We start from the raw sequence: 23,813 nt of genomic DNA, 5'->3' as shown, positions 1-23,813 counted from the left end.
CCCCTTCAGGGCCGACGTCGCGCCGGCCGTCCGTATCGCGCGGACGGCCGGCGCGACGTGGGCTTATCAAAATCACGTTGTGGGGGTTGTGTCGTGCTCGAATTCTTCCAGACGCTCAGCTGGGCGGCCGTTTTTCAAATCATCCTGATCGATATCCTGCTGGGCGGGGACAACGCGGTGGTCATTGCCTTGGCTTGCCGCAATCTGGCGCCGAAGCAGCGGATGCAGGGCATTCTCTGGGGGACAGCCGGCGCCATCCTGTTGCGCGTCGTCCTGATCGCTTTCGCGCTCACCCTGCTCGCCATTCCGTTCCTGAAAGTCGTCGGGGGGCTGCTGCTGTTGTGGATCGGCGTCAAGCTGATGCTGCCGGAGGACGACGGCCACGACAAGATTCAGGGCGGCTCATCCATCATGTCTGCCATCAAGACGATCATCGTGGCAGACTTCGTCATGAGCCTGGACAACGTCATCGCCATTGCGGGCGCGGCGCAGAATGCCCATGCGGACCACCAGATCGGCCTCGTCATCTTCGGCCTGCTCGTCAGCGTGCCCATCATCATTTGGGGTTCGACCCTGGTCCTGAAGCTGATCGATCGCTACCCGCTCGTGGTCACGTTCGGCGCGGGCCTGTTGGGCTGGATTGCCGGCGGCATGATCGTGACCGACGTCGTAATCGAGGGACGCTTCGGCGTGCAGCACGGTATGGTTAAATTGGGCGCTGAAATCGTAGGCGCGCTGCTGGTCATTCTCTTGGGACGGTGGCTGGCAAGCCGCAAAGTCGTCTCCAAGGAATCACTGAATGAGTCTGCGTAAAACCGGCAAAAGCCAGCAATCCGAATCAGGCCTGAGCCTGCTGCAAGGCCTGTTCGTTCTCGCCGTGCTGGGCGTCATCGTGACCGTCGTGGCCGCGCATTTCGCCTGAGCATTGCCGTGTCGCATCCGCGTCGTTTGACGATCGCCACCCGCGCGAGCCGGTTGGCGCTATGGCAGGCCGAGCATGTGCGAGGCCGCCTGCTCGCCCTGTATCCCGACTGCTCGGTCGAACTCCTGACCCTTACCACCAAGGGCGATCAGATCCTGGATCGGGCGCTGTCCAAGGTGGGCGGAAAGGGCCTGTTCGTCAAGGAACTGGAAACCGCCCTGCTTGACGGACGGGCCGATCTGGCCGTGCATTCCCTGAAGGACGTGCCCATCGAACTGGACCCGTCCTTCGACCTATGCTCCATTCTGGCGCGTGCCGATCCCCGTGATGCCTTCGTGTCGAACAGCTATGCCGGGCTCGCCGATCTTCCGGCCGGCGCGGTGGTCGGGACGTCCAGCCTGCGGCGAGAGTCGCAGATCAGGGCGCGCTATCCGGGGCTCCAGGTGCGGCCGTTGCGTGGCAACCTGGACACGCGCCTGGCCAAGCTGGATCGCGGTGATTACGACGCCATCGTTCTGGCTGCGGCGGGTTTGGAGCGGCTCGGTCTGACGTCTCGCATCCGTGCCCGGCTGGACGTCGCCGACAGTTTGCCGGCGGCCGGGCAGGGCGCGCTGGGTATCGAGATTCTGGCGGCGCGCGCAGATCTGCGCGCTTGGCTGGCGCCTCTTGCGTCCGCCGAGACCACGGCTTGCGCGGTGGCCGAGCGCGCCGTATCCCGGATCGTGGGCGGGTCCTGCCAGATCCCGATAGGCGCTTATGCCACTGTCGAAGGCGAAACTTTGCGTCTGCGCGCGCTGATCGCCTCTGTCGACGGCCAACGCTTCGCCCGCAGCGATGTCAGCGGTCCGGTTGCACAGGCGGCCGAGATCGGCGCGACCGCAGCGCGCGAATTGCTGGACGGCGGTGCGGCCGAAATCATGGCCGACCTGGCGTCGTCCTGACCACCCGCGGAGCGCGCTTGATTCCCGGTATGAAGCCCGATGCGTCGCTCCTGGCGCCGGCGCGCGCCGCCGGCGTAGCGGTGCTGACGCGGCCGGCCGGGCGCAACGATGATCTAAGCGCCGCCTTGCGCGCGGCCGGCTGGGATGTCTGCGTCTGGCCCGCTCTTCGCATCGAACCGGCCGCCCAGGCCGGGACTGTTCCCCTGCCTGCGGAATTCGATCTGGCCGTTTTCGTCAGCGGCAACGCTGCCCTGCATTATCTGGAGCAGCTGGAGCGCTGTGGCGTGGACCATTGGCCTTCTTCCTGCGCGGCCGCGGCGGTCGGGCCGGCCACCGCGGACCGCCTGCGGGCATCGGGCTGGCTGGGCAAAGACTGCGACGTGATCCATCCCCCTCGGGAAGCGCCGCGCCAGGATTCCGAGGCGTTGTGGGAATGCCTGCTTGCGCGCGGGCCGCTTCCCAGGCGCGTCCTGCTGGTGCGTGGGCTGGGCGGACGGGACTGGCTCGCCCAGCGATTGCTTGAACGAGGTGTCCAGGTGCAGCACCACGAGGTCTACCGGCGCGTGGCCGCCGCATGGGACGCCGACGTGCGGCTGCGGCTGGGGCAATGGGCGCGCGCGGACGTGCGCCCCACCTGGCTGCTCACCAGCGGCGAAAGCATCGACGCCGTCGCGGCAAATGTCCTGCCGGCGACGTCGGCGCAATGGTGGGCCAACTGTCGTTTTGTTGTCACGCATCCACGCCTGGCGCCGCGGCTGGCGCAGGCGATCGGCCGCACGCCGGCTCATGTGACGGTCTGCGCGCCGGCGGACGACGCGCTGCTCCATGCTTTTGTTTCCGGTTGAGTCATCGATTCGCATCGCTACCGAATACAATCGCCCTCATGACAGACAAGACTCCTGCCAACGATCCGGCCCCGTCGCCGGCCGCTTCCAGTTCTCCGGCTTCCGCCGCGGCGCAGACCTCCGGCGCCTCGTCTCATGCATCCCCGTCACGGCCGGTACGTGCGCGTTCCGGGGCGTCGCCGATGATGGCCACGCTGGTGGTCGTCATTCTGCTGGCGCTTGCGCTGGTGGCCGCCTTGTGGCTGCAACGGCAGCAGTTTCTCGCCGCGGGCCGCGAAATCGCCAGCCGCCTGGATGCCTTGAGCGGCGCGTTGGCGCAGACCCGTGCGGAAACCCGACAGGCGCTTGGGTTGGCCCAGGCACAGAGCGACAAGATTGCGGCCCTGGAGTCGACCCTGCGCGAGACGCAGAGCCAGTACACCGCGCTGCAACAGGCGTGGCAGGACTTCAACGACAACGTCAGCGACGATGTCCTCCTGAATGATGTCGAGCGTCTGCTGACCATCGCCGACCAGCAGTTGCGGCTGGGCGGCAGCGTAAGCAATGCCATCGTGGCCATGGAGACCGCTCAATCGCGCCTGGCGCGCGCCGCGCGGCCGCGCTATGCCAGCCTGCAGCAGACCATCAACGGCGATCTGGATCGGTTGCGCGCGGTGAAGACGGTTGACGTGCCGGTGCAGGCCAGCCGCATCGAGCGGCTGGTCGGTCTGGTAGGACGGGCCCCGCTGCTGACGCCGGATGCGGTTTCCATGGCGCACCGCGACACCGGGGGCGACGCGCCGCGAGCGGCGGTGACGCCGGAGCCGGCTGCACCGCAACTGCCCGCCGATGCGGCCTGGTGGCAGCGTTGGCGTGCGGAGATCGCCTCCTGGCCCGCCAAGGCGGGCAGCGCCTTGACGCGTGAGTTGGGCGATCTGGTGCGCGTGCAGCGCGTGGACGACCCCGCGGCGCTGCTGCTGTCCCCGGATCAGGCCGAACAGCTGCGTGCCGCCCTGCGCCAGCGTTTGCTGACGGTGCAGTCGGCCTTGCTGATGCGCCAGCCGGCCATCTGGAAAAACGAGCTGGACACCGTCGTGCGCACGCTGGATACGTATTACGACCGGCGTTCGCCCGATACCCTGGCTGCGCTGGGGCTGGCGCGCGAGCTCGCCGAAACCCAGATCGCCGTCGCCATGCCGAGCGTATCGGACAGTCTGAGCGCCGTGGCGGCGCTGCGTTCCGAAGGGGCCAATCCGGCCCAAGGGCGGGATTGAGCCATGCGCGCCTGGTTCTGGACGTTGTTGCTGGCGGTCATCGCGGTCATTATCGCCGTGGTGCTCCGTGCCCATCCCGGCAATGTGCTGCTGTTGGTGTGGCCGTATCGCGTCGAGATGTCGCTGACGCTGGCGGTGTCGCTGCTGATCGCGCTATTCGTCTCCATCTATGTCGTATTGCGCCTGCTGGCCTGGCTGGTCGCCATTCCGGACCGCATGCGCGCTTGGCGCGGCCGCCGCGCGCAGGCCCGCGATCACGAGCTGCTTGAGCGCGGCTGGATCGGCCTTTTGGAAGGCCGCTTCGCCCATGCGGAAAAGGACCTGGCCAAGCTGCTGGACCAGACCAAGGCGCGCAATCGCCGTGTGCTCGCGGCCTTGTCGGCCGCGCGTGCCGCGCAAGGGCTGGGCGAGTTCGTGCGGCGTGACGTGATGCTGGACCGCGCGCGGGAGGCCGCCGGCAAGGACCCGGGGCTGAATGAAGCCGTCGCGACGGTCATGGCGGATCTGTTGCTGGAACAGGGGCAGCCGCAACGCGCGCTGGAGGTCCTTGCGCCCTTGCAGGAGGGCGGCGTGCGCCATCTGCACACCATGCGCCTGCTGCTGCGCGCGGAACGCGCTCTCGGTCATCATGAACGGGTCTTCACGTTGGCGCGCGGGCTGCTGCGGCGCGGTGCGCTGGAACGCGAAGAGGCGCTGCGGCTGATCGACGCGGCGGGCGCCGCCCGCTTGCGCGGCGGAATGGAAACCGACGGCTGGCGGGCGATCTGGAAAGACCTGAAGGCCGAGGAGCGTCTCCTGCCAGAGATTGCGCTGGCCGGCGCGGCGGCGTTCGAGGCGGCCGGCGAGGCCGATGAAGCTGCGCGCGTTCTGGAAGCCGCCATCGCACAGCGCTTCGATACGCGTCTGCTCGCCGCCTATTCGCGTGGAGATGCCGCGCAGGTTCCGCGCCGACTGGAGCGCGCGGAGAAGTGGCTGCAACAGCGTCCCACCGATCCGGATGTGCTCTGCGCGCTGGGAATGCTGTGCCTGACGGGGCAGCTTTGGGGGCAGGCGGAACGGTATCTGCGGCGTGCCGTGGAACGTCGCGCGGATGCCCGCACGCATGCGTTGCTGGGCAGCCTGTACGACCGTCTGGATCGGCCGGGCGATGCCGTGCGGCACTGGCGTCTTGCCACCGCCACCGGCGTTGCACTGCCCGTTCTGGCCTCGGACGACGCCTTGCCAGCCGCCGATACCCACGCCGATCCTTCCCGGGTAGACCCCGAAAGCGGGTTCCTGTCAGATGCGACCGAAGCGCCGGCGCCGGAAACCGTTCACGTGCATGAAGCTGTGCCGACGGATGCGCCGGCGGCGGATTACGTGCTCGACCCCGATGCGCGCGGGCAGACAGAACAGTCGCTGCTCGGCCAGACGCCATCGGCGCCCGCGCCCGCAGAGGCGCCCGTCGATATCGAGGATTACTTCGACAGCGCGCCGATTCCTGTCGCCGGCATGGAGGACGACGCGCGCGCGCCTGCCTCATCGGCCGGGCCTGCCCGGCAGGAAAACCCGTCCGGCGCCGCGCCGGGCAAACCCGATACGCCCGATCAGGGCAAGTCCTGATTCTTTTCCCACGAAGGTTTGAACCATGAGTCTCGATCGCGTTTCCCCCGGCTCGAAGCTGCCGGACGAGTTCCACGTCATCATCGAAATTCCCATGAATGCGGACCCCGTGAAGTACGAGGTCGATAAGGATTCCGGTGCGGTTTTCGTGGACCGCTTCATGCTCACCGCCATGCACTATCCGTGCAATTACGGCTACATTCCGCAAACGCTGTCCGAGGACGGCGATCCCGCGGATGTGCTGGTGGTGACGCCTTTTCCGATCCAGGTGGGCGCGGTCATCCGCTGCCGCGCGCTGGGCGTGCTGGAGATGGAAGACGAATCGGGCGGCGACGCGAAGTTGCTCGCGGTGCCGGTGGACAAGCTCTATCCGCCGTACCGCCACATCAAGTCCTATCAGGACCTGCCGGAAGAAGACCTGGGCCGCATCCAGCACTTCTTCGAGCACTACAAGGACCTGGAAAAGGGCAAGTGGGTGAAGGTCAAGGGCTGGAAGGGCATCGATGCCGCGCACGAGGAAATCGTGCGCAGCGCCGAGCGCTATGCGCAGGGCGATAAGTAAGCTCGACGCTTCCGGACATGCCGCAAAGGGCTGCCGCCAGCGCGCACGCCACCAAGCAGGGATCGTCCTGCTCAGTGCGGCGCAGAGGGCGGCAGCCCTTTTGCTTTGGCATCGTCCTGACACATGCCGAATGTCCTTCGCGGGTCCATGCTGTCGTTATGCTGAAAGCGTCTGCGCGCCCGCTTGAGCGAGTAAGTCCGGGCTGTCCGCGTGCGGCGAAACGATTACACTCGCGCATGATTATCCGCACCGGTTATCCGGTCGCCTAGCCAACGAGGTCAACAGCATGGACTATGTTTTGCCCCCTCAGCCCGTCGCCGCCGTGCCGGTAGCGGGCAGCGCCGCCTTGTTCCCGGTTCGCCGCGTGTATTGCGTGGGACGCAATTACGCCGAGCATGCCAAGGAAATGGGCTTCACCGGCCGCGAGGATCCGTTCTTCTTCTGCAAGCCTGCCGACGCCATCATTCCCGTGCGCGAGGGCGAGACGGGCCGGATGCCGTATCCCTCCAAAACGTCCAATCTGCATTACGAAATGGAGCTGGTGGTCGCCATTGGCAAGGGCGGCAAGGACATTCCCGTGGAGAAGGCGAACGAGCACATCTGGGGCTATGCGCTCGGTCTCGATATGACGCGCCGCGACCTTCAGGGAGAAGCGAAGAAGCTGGGCCGTCCGTGGGAAGTCGGCAAGGCGTTCGATAAGTCCGCGCCCCTGGGACCCATTCATCCGGTGAGCGCGACGGGCATCCTCGAAAAGGCCGACATCTGGCTGGATGTGAATGGCGTGCGCAAGCAGGGCAGCAACATCAGCGAACTGATCTGGAACATTCCGGAAAGCATCTCCTATCTGTCCGGGCTGTTCGAGCTGCAGCCCGGCGATCTCATTTTCACCGGCACGCCCGAAGGCGTCGGTCCGGTGGTGAAGAACGACCTGATGGTCGGCGGTGTCGCGGGCCTGGGCGAACTGCGCGTCCAGGTCGTGTAGGCAAGCCACGCCTTCGGTCCAAGGGAGAGCAATACATGCGCTCGAAGATGATGCTGACGTCGCTGGTGGTCTTTGCGATGGTGCTGGCGGGATGCAATACCATCGCCGGCGCCGGCAAGGACCTCCAGCGAGCAGGCAATGCGATCAGCAACGCAGCGGAAAGATAGCCGCTGTCTTTTTTGCCGTGTGCCGGAAACGCCGCCTTTGTGAACAGGGCGGCGTTTTATTTTTGGCCGCGCGATGTGATGGATTGATCCAGCTCGGCATGTACGAATTGTCGGCTCGCCCCGTGCCGCGCAGACTGGAGGCCTAACGTTACACGGAGGCTTCCATGCAGCAATACCGCCATCGTCAGCGCGGCCAGGGGATGACCGAGTACATCATCGTCGTGGCCCTGGTCGCCGTCGCCGCCATTGCGGTCTATCAGTTGTTCGGCCAGGTTGTCCGTTCACAGACCGCCGCGATGGCGAAGGAACTGGCCGGTGAAAGCGGCGCGGACCAGTCGCGCGCCGCGCAGGCCGCGGCAAGCAAGGCAGCGGCGCAGAGCAAGGCCAAATCGCTGAAGTCCTTCACCGGAAACGCCGGGGCCGCGCAATGACGTCTTACCGGCATGCGAGCGGTCAGGCGTTGCCGCTTGCCCTCGGTTTGGCGGGTGTGGGCGCGTTGGCGCTTCTGGCGTTCTACAACCTGGGGCAGGTGATCGCCGGCCGCGCCAGGCTGACGCATACAGCGGATGCGGCCGCCTACAGCGGTGCGCTGGTGCAGGCCAGGGCGATGAACTTCCTGGCGTATGTCCAGCGTGCGCAGGTCGCACATCAGGTCGCCATGGCGCATCTGGTCACGCTCGCCAGCTGGGCGCAGTTCGGCCAGGCCGAGCGCCAACGGCTGCTGCAAGGCAATCCGCCCGGGCCGCTCATCGGCATGCTGTTCGGCGCCGCGCATGGACGCGCCTACGCCAGCGCGGTCGCCGCGGCGGACGGACAGGGTTTGTTGATGCAGTTCGAGCGGGCCCATGCCCGGCACGACGCTTTGGTCCATCGCGTGTTGTCGGCCTCCGCTCGCGCGACGCTCGCTCAGGTGCGGGACGGACGCCGAGAAGCGATGCGCGCGGTCGTCCAGGCGAATTACCCGGAGCTGCCCATCCCGGAAATCTCGGAAAGCGGCCTGCCGCCGCGCGACCGTCTGTCCATGGCGGTGTTGGCGGACGAATGGGATGGATTCGTGAGACGGCATCCCGCCAGGGGGCAGGGGGCGCTGCGGGCCATGACTCTGAGCGCCACCGACCGCTACGGTTTCCTGGGTCCGCGCAATGGAATCGCCCGCAACGCCTGGCCGGTCAGTTTCCGATGCCCGACATGGCGGCATGAGCTGCGCCGTCGCGGCGCCACCCGCCTGGACGGCAGCGGGACCTGGCATTCCACCGACACGCAGTCATTCCACAAACTGCGATCCAACAAATATATCGGGTGCTACTACCGCGAATACGCAATGGGCTGGGGCAAGGCCGACGCCCGCAGCACGGGACAAGGCAAGGCGGAATCGGGCGTTGACGCGCCGCAGGACTTTTCGCGGGAAGCGTTCTGGAAGTGGGTCCGGGCCAATACCTCGTGGGACATCGTCCATGGCATTGCCAATCCGCTCGCCTACGCCTATGCGATGAAAGGCGCGGCTCGATGGAGCAGCGGTGGGCTGCCAGCGTATGCCGAGGTGCCGTTGCGCCGGGCCGCCGTCCCAGCCCGGTTCGCGCTACGCCTGCGCCATCCCGCGCCTTTGCTCAAGACCATCGGCGCCCGGAGCGGAATCCCGGCCGCCCCTGGGCGGCTCTCGCCGGCGGACCTGGACGACGGCGATGCCATCGAAGTGATCAGCGCCGCCGAAGTCTACTTCGCCCGCCCCGAACCGCGGGGAGACGGCGCAGACGAGCTTGCAACGCTCTTCAGGCCGTACTGGCAGGCCCGATTGGCGCCCATGCGGGAGGACAAGCGCATCCGCCAGACCCGTATCACCGGATGGCGGCTTGCGGATCGGGCGCTTGCGCCCGCCGCGCGTGGCGGCGATGGCAATCATGGCGATTGAACGGCAGAGGGGACATGCGGTGGCGGAAGCCACCGTCGTGCTGGGACTGGTCGCGCTTATTGCGACAGCAGTCGCCAGCATCGGCCGCCTGCAATGGCACGGCCTGCATGCGGGGCATGCGACCCGCGTGATCGCATTTCGGCATGCCTTGGGCGACCTTGCCCCGGCCGGCTCGATGTTCCGGGTGGAGCGGATGGGCGCCACGGCCTCGTTCGAGGAGCCGGGCGGGCGTGCCGGCGCATCGCTGCGGCGCCAGCTCGGCGTAGCGGACGGCGGCACGCTGACCGCGCATGCGCGCGTTCCCGTCGCCCTGCATCGGAACCACGATCGCGGCTACGTCCTGATTCGACATACGTCCATCCTGACTGGGGCGGGGCATGCCCGCGATGATGTGCACGCGCAATCGCGCATCGGGGCATCACGTGCGGCATGGGGCGATGCGGCGCGGCTCAGTGTGCAAGCGGCGCGCCGCGCCCGCTCCCAATTGAGGAATATGGATTCGGGATGGCGGCGTGAGCCCCTCGATCCGGATTGGCTGAAGCGGTGGACGGATCTGGCGCCGGCCGACCGTGTGCGCCATGACGGGCGCATGGGCCGGGGACGGCGGCCATGAGACCGAGACCCATCGAGCTCGTGCTCGTCATTGTCATGGCTGGCGTCGCGCTACAGCCGGCCGCCGCCGCGCCATCGAACGGGGCCGCGTCGCTGCATGACAGGATGGATCCCCCCGTGTTGCCCGAGGGCGGGCGTTACGAGCCCTTGGGCAAGGCATTGCGCATCCAGGGACAGCAGGTGTCGGCATGGGCGTTCGATGCGCCCGGTTCCGTACCGGAGCTTGCGGACTGGCTCAGCCGGCGCCAGTCCGCGCTGCGCGATCTATGGGTGACCCCTTACGGCGTGGTGCTGGCGGGAATGGATGCCGACGTGCAATGGGCGGCGCGGCTGTTCGAGGCCGGCAATGGGCGCACGCGCGGCACGGTGTCGGCCCTGTCGCTGCGGACGAACGCCATGGCCGATGGTCCCCGCGATCGCGCCGCAACACCCGCGTGGCGATTGCGTGGCGGCAAGCTGCTGTTCGAGCTGCAGTCGCGGGATACGGGTGAAATTGTGCTGGAACAAGTGTGGTCGCACGCATCCGCGCCCCCGGATCTTCACAAATCCCTGCAGCGAGAGCTGAACGCCGAGGGGTGGAAACGCGGCGTTCACGCACATGCGCCCGTGGTGCAGCAGTGGGTTCGCGGCCGGGCGCGCCTGTCGGCCCATATCGTGCCGTTGGATGGCGGCAGCGGTGTGACCGTGGTGTTGCGGCTGGCCGAATAAGGGGCATCGATGCTTGATAACGTCCCGCAGCGCTGGATCATGGCTTTGGTCACCGTGATCGCCGGTCTTCTGGCGGCATGGGCGGCTCGACAGCACATACAGGGCAGGATCGCGCAGATCGAAGCGGAAGCCCGTGTCCCGACTGTACCGAGACTGGTCGCTGCTTATGACCTGGCCGCCGGTGCGCGGCTGGACGAAGCGTCGGTCGCCGTTAGAGAGGTGCCAGCCGAATGGGCGCACAGCGATGCCCTGGCCGCGGAGGATTTCGCCGCGCACGCCTATAGCGTGCTGGCGCATCCGCTGAAGCGGGGCGACCTCGTGCTGGCCGCTCACCTCGCGCAGGAAAAAGCGCCCCCGCTTTCCGCGCGAGTGCCGGAAGGCCGTCGCGCGATCACCATTCCGGTGGACGAAATCAATTCGCTTTCCGGCATGTTGCAGGCGGGAGACCACCTGGACCTTTACGTCTCCTTCGAACATGGCCGTCGGCAGATCACCGCTCCCCTGCTGCAAGGCGTGCTGGTATTGGCGACCGGAAAGGACCGGGAGGACGACGAAAACCCGTCTACCGGTTTTTCCACCATCACGCTCGATGCGGGTCCGGAAGACGCAGTGAAGCTCGTGGCAGCGCGGCAGGCCGGACGCATCACCGCGATCCTGCGTCATCATCGAGATCAGGGCACCAGTGCGGCGGCGGCGCGCGGCGATCTGGCGGATCTGCTCGGCATTGCACGCGCCGCCGACACGCCGCCTCCTGCGGTTCCGGTGCTCTACGGCGATCGCTCCGACGCGGGCGCCGGCGTCGCGGCCACGGAGGACGCCGTCCCGCCCGACGCCGGTTTGTTCCTTGCCGAAGTGCCCGGGGAAGTCGTGAGCGCCGGGCGGCTTCGCGGTCGAGACACCAGCACAGCAAGCCGGGGCGCCCGGCGCCGGCCATGATCCGCGGCTGCTCGACACTTCCTCAGTGCATGCCCCGGCGCGTGCCCAAGCCCGTGCTTGCATGCATTCTCATGCTGCATTGCCATCTGTGCCACGCATCGGGAAAAGGGAGCGTGTTTCTCGACATGCAGGTGGGGGAAACTCGCGTCCTCGCCCATCCGGGCGTCAGCCGCGTGGCAGTGGGCAATGGCGAAGTGGTGCAGGCCGTGCCCGCCGACGGCGCAGAGGTCATCGTCTTTGCCCGCAGCGAAGGCGAGTCCTCGCTCCACGTATGGGCCGGAAGGAAACGCAGCGGCTATACGGTGCGTGTGGCCCCCGCCCGGTCGCGCCGCATGCGGGCCGAGGTCGATGCGATGCTGGCGCGCATTCCCGGCGCACGCGCCGAAGCGGTGGGGGATCACATCGTGATCGAAGGTGGAGACCTGTCCGACGCAGACCATGCTCGCATCGCCGCATTGGCGCAGCGCTATCCGCAGGTCCTGGACTTTACCGGCAAGGTGGGCTGGGACCGCATGGTCTTGCTGGACGTGCGCGTCGTCGAGTTGCCGCGTTTCCATCTGACCGAATTGGGCGTCCGTTGGGACGGTGCCACCCAGGGCGGTTTGACGGCGGGATGGGCGCTGGACGCCGCTGCTTCCGGCAGGCTGGCGGAGCGGCCCGGCACCTCCGCCGTTTCCACTGCGCTCCGAGCGGCGCCCGGCGTGGGCTATGCGGGCATGAATATGTCGCTTTCCTCGCGACTGGACCTGCTCGCGCAATCGGGCGACGCCGTGGTGCTAGCCCAGCCGCAACTGCTCGCCCGCAGCGGGTCTACCGCCGAGTTCCTTGCCGGGGGCGAGGTGCCCTATGCCACGGTGGACAAGGATGGCAATGCGTCCACGCTCTTCAAGCCCTACGGCGTGTCGCTACGCATCACACCGACCATCGCGGCCAGCGGCGCGGTGCGGTCGCGCATCGAAGTGGAGGCCAGCGCCGTCGATTCCTCGGTTTCCGGCAACGGGGGGCCTGCGCTGAAGACGCGCCGCGCGTCCACGGAATTCAATGTCCATTCGGGGCAGACGCTGGTCATCGCCGGGTTTCTCTCGCGCGAGCGCGATCGGTCGTCGAGCGGGCTGCCGGGGCTGAAGAACATTCCGCTGCTTGGCGCGTTGTTCGGATCGCGCCGCGAGCAGGTCAAGGAAACCGAGCTTGCCATCTTCGTCACGCCGGTGGTCGTCACCGAACGCCATGCAGCTATGCGGCAGCCGCACACGAGCGCCAACGACCGGCTGCGCGAGGCCTTTCCCGATGCGCCTGACATGCTGTTGTCCGAGCCGGCGCGGGCGCCGTCGGCAATGGACGCCTGGAATCCCTACGGCGCGGGATCGCAGTGGGCGATGCCGGTCGCGCGCGAAGGCGCGAATCAATACGACTTCAAGGACTGAACATGCTGGAGATCGAATTGTTGTTCGAGGATGGCGGCCAGCGCGTCGTGCGCGCCGAGCCCCCAATCGTGTTGGGCCGCGGCCCGCAATGCGCCATACGGGTCCGTCATTGGCGGGTGGGACGTGAGCATGCAAGGGTGTCGATGACTGGCGACGACGTGGTGATCGAAGACTTGGGTACGCTGTCGGGCACCTTGGTCAACGGCAAGCGCATCGCACGCTACGGTCCGCTGGGATCTCATGACGAGGTGTTGATCGGGCCATGTCTGATCAAAGTGCGGCGGGAAGAGGTTGCGCCGCTGGCTTCCGGTGTCCCGGAAGGCGCATCGGCATTGCCGTCGCCGCACTCATCGGCAGCGTCCGTCGAGGGCTCGTTTGGAGGACGTGCGTCCGCCGGCGGAACGAGCGTGCTGCGCGACGCCGCGCAGGCCGGGGATGCGTACGGGCAGGCGGCCGCGCTGCGGATGGCCATCGACCTGTTGCCGCATCGGCAGCGATTGCAGGCAGCGCTTCTGGACGCGCTGGACCTGCGCCGTCGCGACGTCGCGAAGATGAGCGACAAGCTGCTGCGCAGCGAGGCGGCGGACCGGCTGCTGGCGATCATCGAGGCCGATCCGGCCTTGCCTTCGTCTTTGGACCGCGAAGCCTTGATGCGCGAGGTGCTCGACGAAGCGCTGGGTCTGGGACCGTTGTCGCCGTTGCTGGAGGATGCGTCGGTGACCGAGATCATGGTCAATCGCCATGACGAGGTCTATGTCGAGCGCGATGGCCGGCTGGTGCGTCACGCGACGGCGTTCAGCAGCGAACAGGCGGTGCTGCGGGTGCTCGAACGTATCGTGGCGGCGGTGGGCCGCCGCGTCGATGAAAGTTCTCCCATGGTGGACGCCAGGCTGCAGGATGGGTCGCGCGTCAACGCGGTGGTGGCGCCGGTGGCCCTGAAAGGCACAAGCCTGACGATAAGGAAGTTCCCCAGGCATGCCTTGTCCATGCCGGACCTGGTGGCGCGCGGCACACTGAGCCGCACGATGGCGGCCTTTCTGCAGCGATGTGTTGCGGAGAAACTGAATATCGTCGTGTCTGGCGGAACAGGTTCGGGCAAGACCACCTTGTTGAACATCCTGTCGAATGCGATTCCTCAAGGCGAGCGTGTCGTGACGATCGAAGACGCCGCCGAGCTGCGGCTGCGGCATGCGCACGTGGTGTCACTGGAAGCGCGGCCGGCGAACATCGAAGGGCGTGGCAGGATCGCCATACGCGATCTGGTTCGCAATGCGCTGCGCATGCGCCCCGATCGCATCGTCGTGGGGGAATGCCGCGGCGCGGAGGCGTTCGATATGCTGGCGGCGATGAACACGGGTCACGAAGGCTCTCTCACCACGCTGCATGCCAACAGCCCGCGGGATGCGCTTGCCCGTCTCGAAACAATGATACTGATGGCCGGCATGGAACTCCCGCTGACGGCGGTGCGCGAGCACATCGCCTCGAGTATCCACTTGCTCGTTCAACAGGCGCGCTTGCGCGATGGACGGCGTGTCGTGACAGGCATCGTGGAGGTGACGGGAATGGAAGGAGGGCGCATCCTGACCCAGCCGCTGTATCGCTACGAGGAGACGGGCACGGGCGGGCGCTTCCTGGGGTGCGGAGCGCCGCCGAGCTTCGCCGACGCGTGGCGTGAAGCGGGAAATCCGCTGGATCCCCGTTGGTTCTGCGAAGAGGAGCCCGATGCTGCGCCGGCCGCATATGCGCGGGGCGACGACGGTCCCGCCTGCGCGGGCGTGCCGGCATGATCTGGCTGGCGGCGCTGGGGGCGACCTGTTGCGTGATGGTCGTGTGCTGGAACACCTACGGCTGGTTTGCGGCCGCGCTGTCGCGCTACCGTCAGGTCTATGCCGATCAGGCAGGCGCGCAATTGAGCGAAATCTTCCTGTTCGTCGACCCGCGGCAGCTGTGGGCCGTCAACCTTTGCGGCTGCGCGGTGTTTGCGTCTGTCTCATATGGCGCCACGAATAGCGTGGCGCTGGCCGTGCTGGCGGGCATGGCGCCGGTGCGTGCGCCGCATATGCTGCTCGCCTTGTTGCGCCGGCGCCGCCAACATCGCTTCGATGCGCAGTTGCCTGACATGCTGCTGGCTCTCGCTTCCACGCTGCGGGCAGGCGCGAGCCTGCCGGGCGCTTTGCGCCAGCTGGTCGAGCATTGCGAGGCGCCGGTGGCGCAGGAGTTCGGCTTGATGCTGCGTGAGCAGCGCCTGGGCCTGCCCTTCGAGTCCGCATTGCGCAACCTGCACGCCCGCATGCCGACAGACTCCGCAGGCCTGCTGGTGGCGGCGCTTCGCATCGCGGCCGCCACGGGCGGCAATCTGGCCGAGACCCTCGAACGCATCGCGGCCGTGCTTGCGGCCCGCTTGCAAGTGCAGGGGCGCATCCGCAGCCTGACGGCGCAGGGACGGCTGCAGGCATGGGTGGTGGGCGCCCTGACGCCAGTCCTGGCCGGCGTGCTGACCTGGATCGATCCTGCCTCCATGTCCGTCCTGTGGCACACCTCCGCCGGCTGGTGCGCGCTGGCGGTCATCCTGCTGCTGAAAACGGCCGGCATGGTGTGGATACGCCGCATCGTCGATATCGACGTCTGATCCGCGGCTCGATGGCGAAGCCGCTCCAAACCCAATGCAATGGAACAAAGGAATCTGCCGATGCAATACCTTGCGCTTTTCATGGCGGCGCTCTCGGTCGCCGGAGCGGCCGGTCTGCTGTGGCCACTTTTCCGTCCAGCGGGCCGGGATCACCCTGTCGCGGGCCAGCTGCCGGCCCTATGGCGGGCTGCGTGGCCATGGCTGAATGCCGCCGCGCCGGCGGCAGGCGCATTGCTTTCGTGGCAGCGGCGCAAGCGCTGGGCGGCCCAGATGCTGCGAGCCGGCCTGCCGGAGCGTTTTTCCGCGGGCCACCTGGCCGCTGCACACGGCTTTGGCGCGATGGTGGGAGCCTTGTCTGCCTCGGCCGCATTGCTGGCATCGGGCGGCGGCATGAGCGGCGCGATGGCGCTGGCGGCGCCGGCCGGCGGCGCGTTCGCCGGTTTCATCATGCCGGCGTTGTGGCTGCGCGCAGCCATACGCGAGCGTGCGGCGCGCATGGCCAGGGAACTTCCGTTTCTACTCGATATGACGACGCTTTGCGTCGAGTCCGGACTGAATCTGCAAGGCGCGCTGCAACAGGCCGCGCGGCACGGGCCGGCCGGACCACTGCGCGATGAGTTGCTGCGAGCGCTGTCCGATATGCGGGCCGGCCTTCCGCGGGTGGAGGCCCTCAACGCGTGGTCAAGCCGGGTCGATCTGCAAGGTGTCCGGGCGCTGACGATGGCCCTCGCCCAGGCTGACGCCATGGGCATGAGCCTTGGTCCCATCCTGCGCGCGCAATCGGATCGCCGTCGCGCCGAACGGTTCAATCGTGCGGAAAAGCTGGCGTTGCAGGCGCCGGTGAAAATGCTGTTTCCGCTGATCTGCTGCATCTTCCCCTGTGCCTTCATCGTGCTCGGCTTCCCGATCGCGGCGCAGTTCATGCGGGCGGTGCAATGAACACGGGCGGGCGCGCCGCCCTTCCGGCTTCGGCAGCGGGCGACAGCGCCGGTGCATGGCGCGTGCGCGTACGGCTGTTGCGCGTTGCGACGTGGAAGGGACGATTGCGCGGGCTATTGTGGCGCGGCCGCCCGCGGCCCGGCGTGGGCCTGTGGCTGCTGCCGTGCCGCGCGGTGCATACCTTCGGGATGCGCTATCCGTTGGACATCGTCTTCCTGGACCGCAAGCGACGCGTCGTTTCCGTCGTGCGCGGATTGGCGCCGCGGCGAGCCGCGCTATGCCTGCGTGCCGCGTCCGTCGTCGAGCTGGAGGCTGGCGTTATTGCCTTCGAAAACGGAGGTGTAGGCCGGATAGAAGCTGCTGTACAGAATGCCGCCCGCGGCGATGTTCACGGGGATCTGGACGGTGTTGACCAGGGCGGCCGGAAGACCAAGCGATACCAGGGTGCTGGCGCAGAAATCGATGCCCAGGAATACCGCCGCCCAGGTCAGCCCGTAAACGGCGAATGCCCACTTGTTGCGCCAGCATGCGATGCCCGAGAAGAACAGCGCCTGCACCAGCCGCACGTTGTGCCAGGCGATCAGCACGGGCGCATGCCAGAACAGCGCCGCGATAATGACGTACAGCGTACCGAACACCAGCAGCGGCGTGCGCAACGCTTCCAGGAAAGGCGTCAGGTCGCTGGTGACGGAGGCTGCGCGGATGCCTTCGGTCAATTCCTCGGAGAAGGGCATGAAGGCGATCAGGCCGGCGATCATGCAAAGCGCCGCGTACAGCGCCCCAAGGATAAGCAGCTTTTTCAGGATGCCGGGTTTCTGCAGCGGCTTGAGCCACATCGACGGCAGCATGGTGCGGTCGGCATCGATGTGTTTGCAGGCGGACAGCGTCATGAGGGTGACGACGGGCATCATGCCGACGAAAAACAGCGGGCCGACAGGCGGCGTGAAGGTTGCGAAAAGAACCAACAGGCTGATCGCCAGCGCCCACGTGAACAAGGCCAGCGGTTGGCGCATGAACAGCCGGAACCCGTCGCGTGCCCATTGCCAACCGGCCGTTGCAGGTAAGGATGCTGCTTGCATGATCGTCGGCTATCCGTGCTGCCAGTGTGAAGTCATTGTGAAATTATGGGGCCAGGGCGCGTCAGGGCAAGGGCGGCGGCGCGTTGCGGTGGCGCGACAGCAACACTCGCTCGAAATGGCGGGGATCGTGGGGCTTGAGCGTTTGCGCGGGGCGGGGAAGGTGGAAGTCATAAAGGCGCGACAGCCAGAATCTCAGGGAAGCGCCGCGCAACATGGCGGGCCACGCTTGCCTTTCCTCGTCCGTAAAAGGACGCTCCGACCCATAGGCTGCCAGCCAGGCTTGCGCCAGTTCCGGCACAATGTCGCCCGTTTCGCGGACGATGCACCAATCATTGATGCTGACCGCGACGTCGAACAGCCATGTATCGCAGCCGGCGAAGTAGAAATCGATGAAGCCTCCCATGCGGGGGGCATCGAACGTTCCCGCGAACAGCACGTTGTCCCGGAACAAGTCGCAATGCGCGGGCCCGCTGGGCAGGGCCGCCCAAACGCCGCTTTGCGCGCAGTCGATCTGCTCTTCAAGGGTCCTGTCCAGCAGTGCGGCCTGTGCGGAATCCAGGAAGGGCTTGACCTTGGGCGCCGTCTCCCGCCACCAGGGCAAGCCACGCAGATTGGGCTGGCGCAGCGGCAGGTCGCGGGCCGCCAGGTGGGCCTGGGCCAGCGTGCGCCCCGTCAATTCGCAGTGCCGTGGGCCCGGCGCTGGCTCGTAGCCGCCCGGCAGACGCGTAACGATGGCGCACGGTTTGCCATGCATTTCCGCCAGACGGCTGCCATCGCGGCGTGTCTGCGGCTGCGGGACAGGAACCTTGCGCACCGCCAGACCGTGCATCAGCTCGATATAGAAGGGCAGCTGCTCGCGGGTCAGTACCTCGAAGACCGTCAAAACGTATTCGCCGGCGGTCGTCGTCAGGAAATAGTTGGTGTTCTCGATCCCGGCCGTTATGCCCCGCAGGGATACCAGTTCCCCCAGCTCGAACTGGGTGAGAAGCGCGCGGGCATCGTCGTCGGTAACGGTAGTGAATACGGCCATGGAAGAGGTCTGCTGAAGATACGATGCCGAATCGGCGTGGTGGAGCCGCTTCGCCGCGGCGGCGCAATTTTAGACCAGGGGGACGCGCTCCCGCCTGCGGCTAAAATGGCGGCAGCTCCCAACCCAGGTTTTTACCCCGTGATTTCATCCGACTGGCGGCTGTGCGTCGCGCCAATGATCGACGTCACCGATCGACATTGCCGGTTCTTTCATCGGCTGCTCGCGCCGCGCGCGCGCCTGTACACCGAAATGATCACCACGGGCGCCCTGCTCCATGGCGACGTCGCCCGTCACCTGGACTTCGATGACGCGGAGCATCCCGTTGCCCTGCAATTGGGTGGCAGCGAACCTGACGCGCTTGCGCATGCGGCGCGGCTGGGGCAACAGTGGGGTTACGACGAGATCAACCTGAACTGCGGCTGCCCCTCCGAGCGCGTGCAACGCGGCGCCTTCGGCGCCTGCCTCATGGCAGAGCCCGACCTGGTCGCGGATTGCATCAAGGCGATGCGCGATGCGGTGGACCTGCCGGTCACGGTGAAGCACCGGCTGGGTCTCGATTACGACGAGTCGTATGGGTTCGTGCGGGATTTCGTCGGCAAGCTGTACGACGCCGGCTGCCGGGTCTTCATCGTGCATGCCCGGAATGCGGTGCTCAAGGGGCTTTCTCCCAAGGACAACCGCGAAATCCCGCCCCTGCGCTACGACGCCGCGGCGATGCTCAAACGGGACTTTCCCGATTGCGTCATTGTTCTCAACGGCGGTCTGGCGGATGCCGACGCCGCCGTGCAGGCGGCGCAGACCTTCGATGGCGTGATGCTGGGACGCGCCGCCTGGCATACGCCGCGCGTCCTGTCGGAAATCACGATGCGTCTCTGGCCGGACAGCCGGCTGCCGGGCGATGCGCACGTCGTCGATGCCATGACGCGCTACGCGGCGCAGGCGGTGGCCCGCGGCGTGCCGCTGCGCGTCGTTGTGCGGCCGCTGCTCGGTCTTGTGAATGGTCAGGCTGGCGCCCGGCGCTGGCGCCGGATGTTGTCCGATGCGGCTGCATTGAAAGCCGAGGATCCCGGCTTGATCTATGAAGCGTGGCGCAACGTCACCCACCCCGCCATGCGCCAGTCCGAGGCCGCTGAACTCGATTGAAGCGGCAACGCCCCGGCAACGCGCGCGGGCCCGCCGCGCTACCGGGGAAAAACGTGGTCTTCAGGCTTTCGGAGCCGCGCCTTCCTCGTCCATGGGCCAATCGCGGATATAGGCCTTGAGCATATTGTTTTCGAAGCGCTGCGCCGCGACGATCGCCTGGGCCATATCGTAAAAAGAAATCACCCCCATCAGCATATTGCCGTCCATGACGGGGATATAGCGCGCGTGCTTTTCCAGCATCAGCCGCTGGACCTCCTCGGCGCTGGTGTTCGGCGTCACGCTTACCGGCGCGTCATCCATGATGGCGCGGATCGTCGTATTGCCCAGCGTCCCGCCATTGCGGTTCAGATGCTGGATGATTTCGCGGAACGTCAGCATGCCGGCCAGCATGCCGGATTCCATGATGACCAGCGAACCGATGTCCTGCAGGCTCATCGTTTCCACGGCCTTTACGACCGGCGTATCGGGTGAGGCGGTATAGAGGGTATCCCCCTTGACCCGGAGGATTTCGCTGACTTTCAACATGATGGTTCTCCCAGGGCGCGCGCGCCCATCCTTATTTTTTGACGGCGTCGATCTGCAGAATGTCGGCCGATCCATTGCCGGTATTGTGCGCTTCCTGCATGAGATCTTCCAGCGTGGGCGGCGTGGTCCCCGACAGTACGGCTTGGGCCACCCGCAGCACCTCGGGCGCTTCGCGCAGCCGTCGCTGACCGCGATCCAGCAGGAACCGGTCGAACAGCGGCGCCAGCGACGCGCGGCGGGGATCGCAAGCGAGCACCCAGCGTTGCTCCTGGGTGCGCACGACCATGCCGAGCTCGGCAAGTGTCTCCAGGACCGCGTTCAATTCGTCATGATGCAGATGCAAATCGACGGCGAGCTGGCTGGCGCCGCGGCCCGCCGGATTGCTGCCCATGTTGCGGTACAGGCAGCGCAAAACGGCAATGGCGTCGATGAAGGCCGCGCCGGGTTCCCGATTGATGTCCCAGCGGCCCACGCGGATCATTGGCAGGCTTGCGGCGACCGTGGCGCCGAACAGGACGGCCAGCCAGGACAGGTAGATCCAGAGCAGGAAAATCGGCACCGTGGCGAATGCGCCATAGATGACGGTGTAGGTGGGAAAGCGCGTCAGGTAGTAGGCAAAAGCGGCCTTCATCATCTCCAGGACGATCGCCGTGCCGAAGCCGCCAGCCAAGGCGTCCATCCAATACACCCGCCGGTTCGGCACCACGACGAAAAGCGCCGCGAAGCCCAGTCCGGTCAGCAGCACCGGCAGGAAGGAGACGGCCAGCCCCACGACGTCCGGCACGTCGCGCACCAGGCCAAGCGACTCCCGCGCCACGAACGATGTCGCCCAAAGGCTGCCGCCCGCCACGACGGGCCCTAGCGTGAGGACCGCCCAGTACACCAGCGCGCGTTGCGATGCCGCCCGCTGGCGCCGGACGTGCCAGATATCGTTGAAGGTCTTGTCGATCGTCATGATCAGCAGGACCGAGGTGATCAGCAGCAGGGCGCCGCCGATGGCCGTGAGCCGGCTCGCCTGGCGGGCGAACTGGTTCAGGTAATTCATGATGTTGTCCGACACCGCGGGCGGCATCAGACTGTGGCTGAGGAAGTCTTCCAGCGCCACCCGGAATTCCTGGAAAACCGGAAAAGCGGTGAAAAGGGACAGCACCACGGCCAGCATGGGCACCAGCGCCAGGACGGTGGTGAAGGTCAGGCTGGAGGCCACTTGCAGAAGCTGTTCTTCTCCGGCCCGGTGCGCCGCAAAACGCAAGACCTTGGCCACCCTGTTGGCCCATGGGGCGCGTGCAGAAGAGGATTCCGGCGCCGTCTCGGCGGCGTCCGTATCGACGGGCGGTTTCATGGGACGATAATAGCAGTATGGAAACTGAACTCAACAGTAAGTTGCGCTGGGCGTGCGTGACCACGCTTCTCGCTTTGACGCTGCTTTGCGTGCTTTGGGAAACGGTACTGGCGCCCGTCAGGCCGGGTGGCTCCTGGCTTCTGCTGAAAGCGCTGCCGCTGGCGTTTCCCTTGCGCGGCATATTGCGGCGCAATCTTTACACCTATCAGTGGGCCGCGATGCTCGTGCTCCTTTATGCGATGGAAGGGACGGTCCGCGCCATGTCGGACCCCGGCGCCCTGTCCGCGGTTTTGGCAGGTGTGGAACTTGCGCTTTCGCTGGCGTTCTTCTGCTGCGCAATCCTGTATGTGCGGCCAGCGAAGCAGGCGGCGCGGCGCCGTAAAACGCTGGCCGGCTGATGGCCCGCTGCCTCCAGCCCGCCTTCCCCATACCCCGATATCCAACCCAACCGTTTGGGGCGACGCTTATGTCAGCAGTTTCCGGTACGTCAACGACCGACGCCCTGGCGGGCTCCCTCGAGGAGCTGCCAATGGTGAACTCCTTCGCCGGCCTGCCGCCGGCCTTCTATACGCGTTTGCAGCCCCAGGGACTGAACGCGCCGCGGCTGCTGCATGCCAATGAAGCCGCGGCCGCGCTGATCGGACTGGCGCCGGAAGTTCTATACACGCCTGCCTTCCTGGAGGTCTTCTCGGGCCGGGCGCCGCTTCCGGGGGGCGACACGCTCGCCGCCGTGTACAGCGGCCATCAATTCGGCATCTGGGCCGGCCAGCTCGGCGACGGACGCGCGCATCTGCTGGGCGAAGTCGATGGCCCGAGCGGCGCCTGGGAGCTCCAATTGAAAGGCGCCGGGATGACGCCTTACTCGCGCATGGGTGACGGCCGCGCAGTGCTGCGCTCATCGGTGCGGGAATACCTTGCCAGCGAAGCGATGCACGGCCTGGGCATACCCACCACCCGGGCGTTGGCCCTGGTGGTCTCTGACGATCCTGTCATGCGCGAGACGGTAGAGACGGCCGCAATCGTCACGCGCATGTCGCCCAGTTTTGTCCGCTTCGGCTCATTCGAACACTGGGCGGCGCGCCGGCAACCCGACATGCTGCAAACCCTGGCCGATTACGTCATCGACCGCTTTTACCCGGAATGCCGGGATTCCGGACCGGGAGAGCCGGACAACGTGCACGCGCCGCTGGTGCGTCTGCTCCAGGCCGTGACCGCCCGCACCGCGAAACTCATGGCGCACTGGCAATGCGTGGGCTTTTGCCATGGCGTCATGAACACCGACAATATGTCGATTCTCGGCCTGACGCTCGACTACGGGCCCTATGGCTTCATGGACGGCTTCCGGCTCGACCATGTGTGCAACCATTCCGACACCGAGGGGCGGTATGCCTGGAATCGCCAGCCCTCGGTCGCGCTGTGGAACCTGTACCGGCTCGGCAGCAGCCTGAACACCATTGTGCAGAACGCGGACGCCTTGACCGCGGTCCTCGATGGTTACGAAGCCACGTTCACGGAAGCCTTCCATGCCGGCATGGCGGCCAAGCTTGGCATCGGCGTCTGGCGTACCGGCGACGAGTCCCTGCTGGACGATTTGCTCAAGCTCATGCATGAGCAGCGGGCCGACTTCACGCTTGCCTTTCGCCGTCTTTCCGATGCGGTCAGGGGCAACCCGCAGCCGTTCAAGGACCTTTTCATCGATCGGGACGCCGCCGGCGCCTGGCTGGAGCGCCTGTCAGTCCGGCAGGCGCTCGATCCTCGCGACCCGGAGGATCGCGCCGCCGGCATGGACGCAGTGAATCCCGTGTATGTGTTGCGCAACCATCTTGCGGAGCTTGCCATCCGGGCCGCCAAGGACGGCGATCCCAGCGTGATCGATGAACTGCTGCAAGTGCTGCGCGATCCTTACACCGAGCGGCCCGGGTATGCCAAGTACGCGGCGCTTCCGCCCGACTGGGCCAGCGATCTGGAAGTCAGCTGCTCATCTTAAGCACGCCGAATTGCCGCCGTTATACAGATATAGTGGGGAACCGTGCGAAAATGGGGTCAATGCGCCGGGCTCCATGGACACAAAAGACGGTCCAACCGTCGTTGCAAGATGTGCGGAAACGATGCGGCCGGACCGTGCACCCCCTGTGAATGCGTGCTTGAACTGCTCGGAAAGGGCGTACGTCGCGGCTATTGCCCGCGGCTTTCGCTTTGTTACCGATGTTAGAATTGTGGCGCTGCTCATGCACTGATCGGCGTTTCCCGGCGGCTTGCCGGG

General features: G+C 66.5%; 25 protein-coding genes and 1 pseudogene. 22 read left to right on the top strand and 4 right to left on the bottom strand.

The features are described 5' to 3' along the window. Positions 1–93: 93 nt before the first annotated feature. The 19 genes and pseudogenes from CAL13_RS13685 to CAL13_RS21715 all read left to right on the top strand — a co-directional run. Positions 94–813 carry a TerC family protein gene (locus tag CAL13_RS13685; protein ID WP_086057887.1) on the top strand — a complete coding sequence of 240 codons (720 nt, stop codon included), beginning with the start codon at positions 94–96 and terminating at the stop codon, positions 811–813. Then, positions 800–922 (top strand): hypothetical protein, encoded by a 123-nt coding sequence (locus CAL13_RS21610; RefSeq protein WP_269768170.1) that lies wholly within the window; start codon positions 800–802, stop codon positions 920–922. The genes CAL13_RS13685 and CAL13_RS21610 overlap by 14 nt, the downstream gene beginning before the upstream one ends. Positions 923–930: 8 nt before the next feature. Next, on the top strand, positions 931–1,863 hold the full coding sequence (gene hemC / locus CAL13_RS13680; protein ID WP_086072684.1) for a hydroxymethylbilane synthase: 933 nt from the start codon (positions 931–933) through the stop codon (positions 1,861–1,863). A gap of 29 nt (positions 1,864–1,892) precedes the next feature. Next, the gene (locus CAL13_RS13675; protein ID WP_086072683.1) at positions 1,893–2,708 is read left to right on the top strand and encodes a uroporphyrinogen-III synthase; all 816 of its coding nucleotides are present in this window, start codon (positions 1,893–1,895) and stop codon (positions 2,706–2,708) included. Between the two features lie 38 nt (positions 2,709–2,746). Then, on the top strand, positions 2,747–3,961 hold the full coding sequence (locus tag CAL13_RS13670; RefSeq protein WP_086072682.1) for a uroporphyrinogen-III C-methyltransferase: 1,215 nt from the start codon (positions 2,747–2,749) through the stop codon (positions 3,959–3,961). A 3-nt stretch (positions 3,962–3,964) separates the two neighbouring features. Next, positions 3,965–5,563, top strand: coding sequence for a heme biosynthesis HemY N-terminal domain-containing protein (locus CAL13_RS13665; RefSeq protein ID WP_086072681.1), 1,599 nt, complete (start codon positions 3,965–3,967; stop codon positions 5,561–5,563). Positions 5,564–5,588: 25 nt separating this feature from the next. After that, positions 5,589–6,125, top strand: a complete 537-nt coding sequence (gene ppa / locus CAL13_RS13660; RefSeq protein WP_086057882.1) for an inorganic diphosphatase — start codon at positions 5,589–5,591, stop codon at positions 6,123–6,125. A 286-nt stretch (positions 6,126–6,411) separates the two neighbouring features. Continuing rightward, positions 6,412–7,107, top strand: coding sequence for a fumarylacetoacetate hydrolase family protein (locus CAL13_RS13655; RefSeq protein ID WP_086057881.1), 696 nt, complete (start codon positions 6,412–6,414; stop codon positions 7,105–7,107). Positions 7,108–7,142: 35 nt separating this feature from the next. Then, the gene (locus CAL13_RS13650) at positions 7,143–7,274 is read left to right on the top strand and encodes an entericidin A/B family lipoprotein (protein WP_086057880.1); all 132 of its coding nucleotides are present in this window, start codon (positions 7,143–7,145) and stop codon (positions 7,272–7,274) included. Between the two features lie 164 nt (positions 7,275–7,438). Next, the gene (locus CAL13_RS13645) at positions 7,439–7,705 is read left to right on the top strand and encodes a hypothetical protein (protein ID WP_086057879.1); all 267 of its coding nucleotides are present in this window, start codon (positions 7,439–7,441) and stop codon (positions 7,703–7,705) included. Then, a complete protein-coding gene (locus tag CAL13_RS13640) occupies positions 7,702–9,183 on the top strand; it encodes a Tad domain-containing protein (protein WP_086072680.1) in 1,482 nt (493 codons plus the stop codon). The genes CAL13_RS13645 and CAL13_RS13640 overlap by 4 nt, the downstream gene beginning before the upstream one ends. Continuing rightward, on the top strand, positions 9,173–9,796 hold the full coding sequence (locus tag CAL13_RS13635; protein WP_157664877.1) for a hypothetical protein: 624 nt from the start codon (positions 9,173–9,175) through the stop codon (positions 9,794–9,796). The genes CAL13_RS13640 and CAL13_RS13635 overlap by 11 nt, the downstream gene beginning before the upstream one ends. After that, complete coding sequence (locus tag CAL13_RS13630) at positions 9,793–10,503, top strand: hypothetical protein (protein WP_157664876.1); 711 nt, start codon at positions 9,793–9,795, stop codon at positions 10,501–10,503. The genes CAL13_RS13635 and CAL13_RS13630 overlap by 4 nt, the downstream gene beginning before the upstream one ends. Positions 10,504–10,512: 9 nt before the next feature. After that, positions 10,513–11,439, top strand: a complete 927-nt coding sequence (gene cpaB, locus CAL13_RS13625; protein ID WP_086072677.1) for a Flp pilus assembly protein CpaB — start codon at positions 10,513–10,515, stop codon at positions 11,437–11,439. 71 nt (positions 11,440–11,510) lie between these two features. Next, positions 11,511–12,863, top strand: coding sequence for a type II and III secretion system protein family protein (locus tag CAL13_RS13620; protein WP_086059462.1), 1,353 nt, complete (start codon positions 11,511–11,513; stop codon positions 12,861–12,863). 2 nt (positions 12,864–12,865) lie between these two features. Further along, on the top strand, positions 12,866–14,650 hold the full coding sequence (locus tag CAL13_RS13615) for an ATPase, T2SS/T4P/T4SS family (RefSeq protein ID WP_086057874.1): 1,785 nt from the start codon (positions 12,866–12,868) through the stop codon (positions 14,648–14,650). Then, the gene (locus CAL13_RS13610) at positions 14,647–15,492 is read left to right on the top strand and encodes a type II secretion system F family protein (RefSeq protein WP_086072676.1); all 846 of its coding nucleotides are present in this window, start codon (positions 14,647–14,649) and stop codon (positions 15,490–15,492) included. Before CAL13_RS13615 ends, CAL13_RS13610 begins: the two co-directional genes overlap by 4 nt. 60 nt (positions 15,493–15,552) lie before the next feature. Next, complete coding sequence (locus CAL13_RS13605) at positions 15,553–16,431, top strand: type II secretion system F family protein (RefSeq protein WP_086072675.1); 879 nt, start codon at positions 15,553–15,555, stop codon at positions 16,429–16,431. After that, positions 16,428–16,697: pseudogene (locus tag CAL13_RS21715) on the top strand (DUF192 domain-containing protein); the annotation flags it as partial. The gene CAL13_RS13605 and the pseudogene CAL13_RS21715, both read left to right, overlap by 4 nt. A 9-nt stretch (positions 16,698–16,706) precedes the next feature. Here the strand turns inward: CAL13_RS21715 and CAL13_RS21525 are convergent. Both CAL13_RS21525 and CAL13_RS13595 read right to left on the bottom strand, forming a co-directional pair. Next, entirely contained in the window at positions 16,707–17,510 is an 804-nt protein-coding gene (locus CAL13_RS21525) for a BPSS1780 family membrane protein (protein WP_232462388.1), read from the bottom strand. 61 nt (positions 17,511–17,571) lie between these two features. Continuing rightward, positions 17,572–18,540, bottom strand: a complete 969-nt coding sequence (locus tag CAL13_RS13595) for a homoserine kinase (protein ID WP_086072674.1) — start codon at positions 18,538–18,540, stop codon at positions 17,572–17,574. Between the two features lie 174 nt (positions 18,541–18,714). On the opposite strand from CAL13_RS13595, the gene dusA reads away from it, so the two are divergent. After that, on the top strand, positions 18,715–19,683 hold the full coding sequence (dusA, locus tag CAL13_RS13590) for a tRNA dihydrouridine(20/20a) synthase DusA (protein ID WP_232462623.1): 969 nt from the start codon (positions 18,715–18,717) through the stop codon (positions 19,681–19,683). Between the two features lie 60 nt (positions 19,684–19,743). Here dusA and CAL13_RS13585 read toward each other — a convergent pair whose 3' ends face one another. Together CAL13_RS13585 and CAL13_RS13580 are read right to left on the bottom strand one after the other, a co-directional pair. Continuing rightward, positions 19,744–20,208, bottom strand: a complete 465-nt coding sequence (locus CAL13_RS13585; RefSeq protein ID WP_086057870.1) for a CBS domain-containing protein — start codon at positions 20,206–20,208, stop codon at positions 19,744–19,746. Positions 20,209–20,239: 31 nt separating this feature from the next. After that, positions 20,240–21,550 carry a YihY family inner membrane protein gene (locus tag CAL13_RS13580; RefSeq protein WP_086057869.1) on the bottom strand — a complete coding sequence of 437 codons (1,311 nt, stop codon included), beginning with the start codon at positions 21,548–21,550 and terminating at the stop codon, positions 20,240–20,242. A gap of 17 nt (positions 21,551–21,567) precedes the next feature. Here CAL13_RS13580 and CAL13_RS13575 point away from each other — a divergent pair, with 17 nt between their 5' ends. Both CAL13_RS13575 and CAL13_RS13570 read left to right on the top strand, forming a co-directional pair. Continuing rightward, positions 21,568–21,948 carry a DUF2069 domain-containing protein gene (locus tag CAL13_RS13575; protein WP_086072673.1) on the top strand — a complete coding sequence of 127 codons (381 nt, stop codon included), beginning with the start codon at positions 21,568–21,570 and terminating at the stop codon, positions 21,946–21,948. Between the two features lie 68 nt (positions 21,949–22,016). Next, positions 22,017–23,537: a protein adenylyltransferase SelO gene (locus tag CAL13_RS13570; protein ID WP_086072672.1), complete on the top strand. Its 1,521-nt coding sequence runs from the start codon at positions 22,017–22,019 to the stop codon at positions 23,535–23,537. The last annotated feature ends 276 nt before the right edge of the window (positions 23,538–23,813 follow it).

Origin of the sequence: Bordetella genomosp. 9 (assembly GCF_002119725.1) — a bacterium.
GTDB lineage: Bacteria > Pseudomonadota > Gammaproteobacteria > Burkholderiales > Burkholderiaceae_B > Bordetella_C.
The sequence above is the reverse complement of the archived record's forward strand: the minus strand, read 5'-3'. Positions and strand labels throughout refer to the sequence as shown.

Bases quoted from the DNA above. Each gene is read 5' to 3' on its own strand.
- CAL13_RS13675 (WP_086072683.1), top strand. From the start codon at position 1,893: ATGAAGCCCGATGCGTCGCTCCTGGCGCCGGCGCGCGCCGCCGGCGTA.
- CAL13_RS13580 (WP_086057869.1), bottom strand. From the start codon at position 21,550: ATGAAACCGCCCGTCGATACGGACGCCGCCGAGACGGCGCCGGAATCC.
- CAL13_RS13575 (WP_086072673.1), top strand. From the start codon at position 21,568: ATGGAAACTGAACTCAACAGTAAGTTGCGCTGGGCGTGCGTGACCACG.
- ppa (WP_086057882.1), top strand. From the start codon at position 5,589: ATGAGTCTCGATCGCGTTTCCCCCGGCTCGAAGCTGCCGGACGAGTTC.
- CAL13_RS13620 (WP_086059462.1), top strand. From the start codon at position 11,511: ATGCTGCATTGCCATCTGTGCCACGCATCGGGAAAAGGGAGCGTGTTT.
- CAL13_RS13665 (WP_086072681.1), top strand. From the start codon at position 3,965: ATGCGCGCCTGGTTCTGGACGTTGTTGCTGGCGGTCATCGCGGTCATT.
- CAL13_RS21610 (WP_269768170.1), top strand. From the start codon at position 800: ATGAGTCTGCGTAAAACCGGCAAAAGCCAGCAATCCGAATCAGGCCTG.
- CAL13_RS13655 (WP_086057881.1), top strand. From the start codon at position 6,412: ATGGACTATGTTTTGCCCCCTCAGCCCGTCGCCGCCGTGCCGGTAGCG.
- CAL13_RS13605 (WP_086072675.1), top strand. From the start codon at position 15,553: ATGCAATACCTTGCGCTTTTCATGGCGGCGCTCTCGGTCGCCGGAGCG.
- CAL13_RS13635 (WP_157664877.1), top strand. From the start codon at position 9,173: ATGGCGATTGAACGGCAGAGGGGACATGCGGTGGCGGAAGCCACCGTC.
- CAL13_RS13615 (WP_086057874.1), top strand. From the start codon at position 12,866: ATGCTGGAGATCGAATTGTTGTTCGAGGATGGCGGCCAGCGCGTCGTG.
- CAL13_RS13640 (WP_086072680.1), top strand. From the start codon at position 7,702: ATGACGTCTTACCGGCATGCGAGCGGTCAGGCGTTGCCGCTTGCCCTC.
- CAL13_RS13630 (WP_157664876.1), top strand. From the start codon at position 9,793: ATGAGACCGAGACCCATCGAGCTCGTGCTCGTCATTGTCATGGCTGGC.
- CAL13_RS13610 (WP_086072676.1), top strand. From the start codon at position 14,647: ATGATCTGGCTGGCGGCGCTGGGGGCGACCTGTTGCGTGATGGTCGTG.
- CAL13_RS13595 (WP_086072674.1), bottom strand. From the start codon at position 18,540: ATGGCCGTATTCACTACCGTTACCGACGACGATGCCCGCGCGCTTCTC.
- CAL13_RS13645 (WP_086057879.1), top strand. From the start codon at position 7,439: ATGCAGCAATACCGCCATCGTCAGCGCGGCCAGGGGATGACCGAGTAC.
- dusA (WP_232462623.1), top strand. From the start codon at position 18,715: ATGATCGACGTCACCGATCGACATTGCCGGTTCTTTCATCGGCTGCTC.
- CAL13_RS13670 (WP_086072682.1), top strand. From the start codon at position 2,747: ATGACAGACAAGACTCCTGCCAACGATCCGGCCCCGTCGCCGGCCGCT.
- cpaB (WP_086072677.1), top strand. From the start codon at position 10,513: ATGCTTGATAACGTCCCGCAGCGCTGGATCATGGCTTTGGTCACCGTG.
- CAL13_RS13650 (WP_086057880.1), top strand. From the start codon at position 7,143: ATGCGCTCGAAGATGATGCTGACGTCGCTGGTGGTCTTTGCGATGGTG.
- CAL13_RS13585 (WP_086057870.1), bottom strand. From the start codon at position 20,208: ATGTTGAAAGTCAGCGAAATCCTCCGGGTCAAGGGGGATACCCTCTAT.
- CAL13_RS21525 (WP_232462388.1), bottom strand. From the start codon at position 17,510: ATGCAAGCAGCATCCTTACCTGCAACGGCCGGTTGGCAATGGGCACGC.
- CAL13_RS13570 (WP_086072672.1), top strand. From the start codon at position 22,017: ATGTCAGCAGTTTCCGGTACGTCAACGACCGACGCCCTGGCGGGCTCC.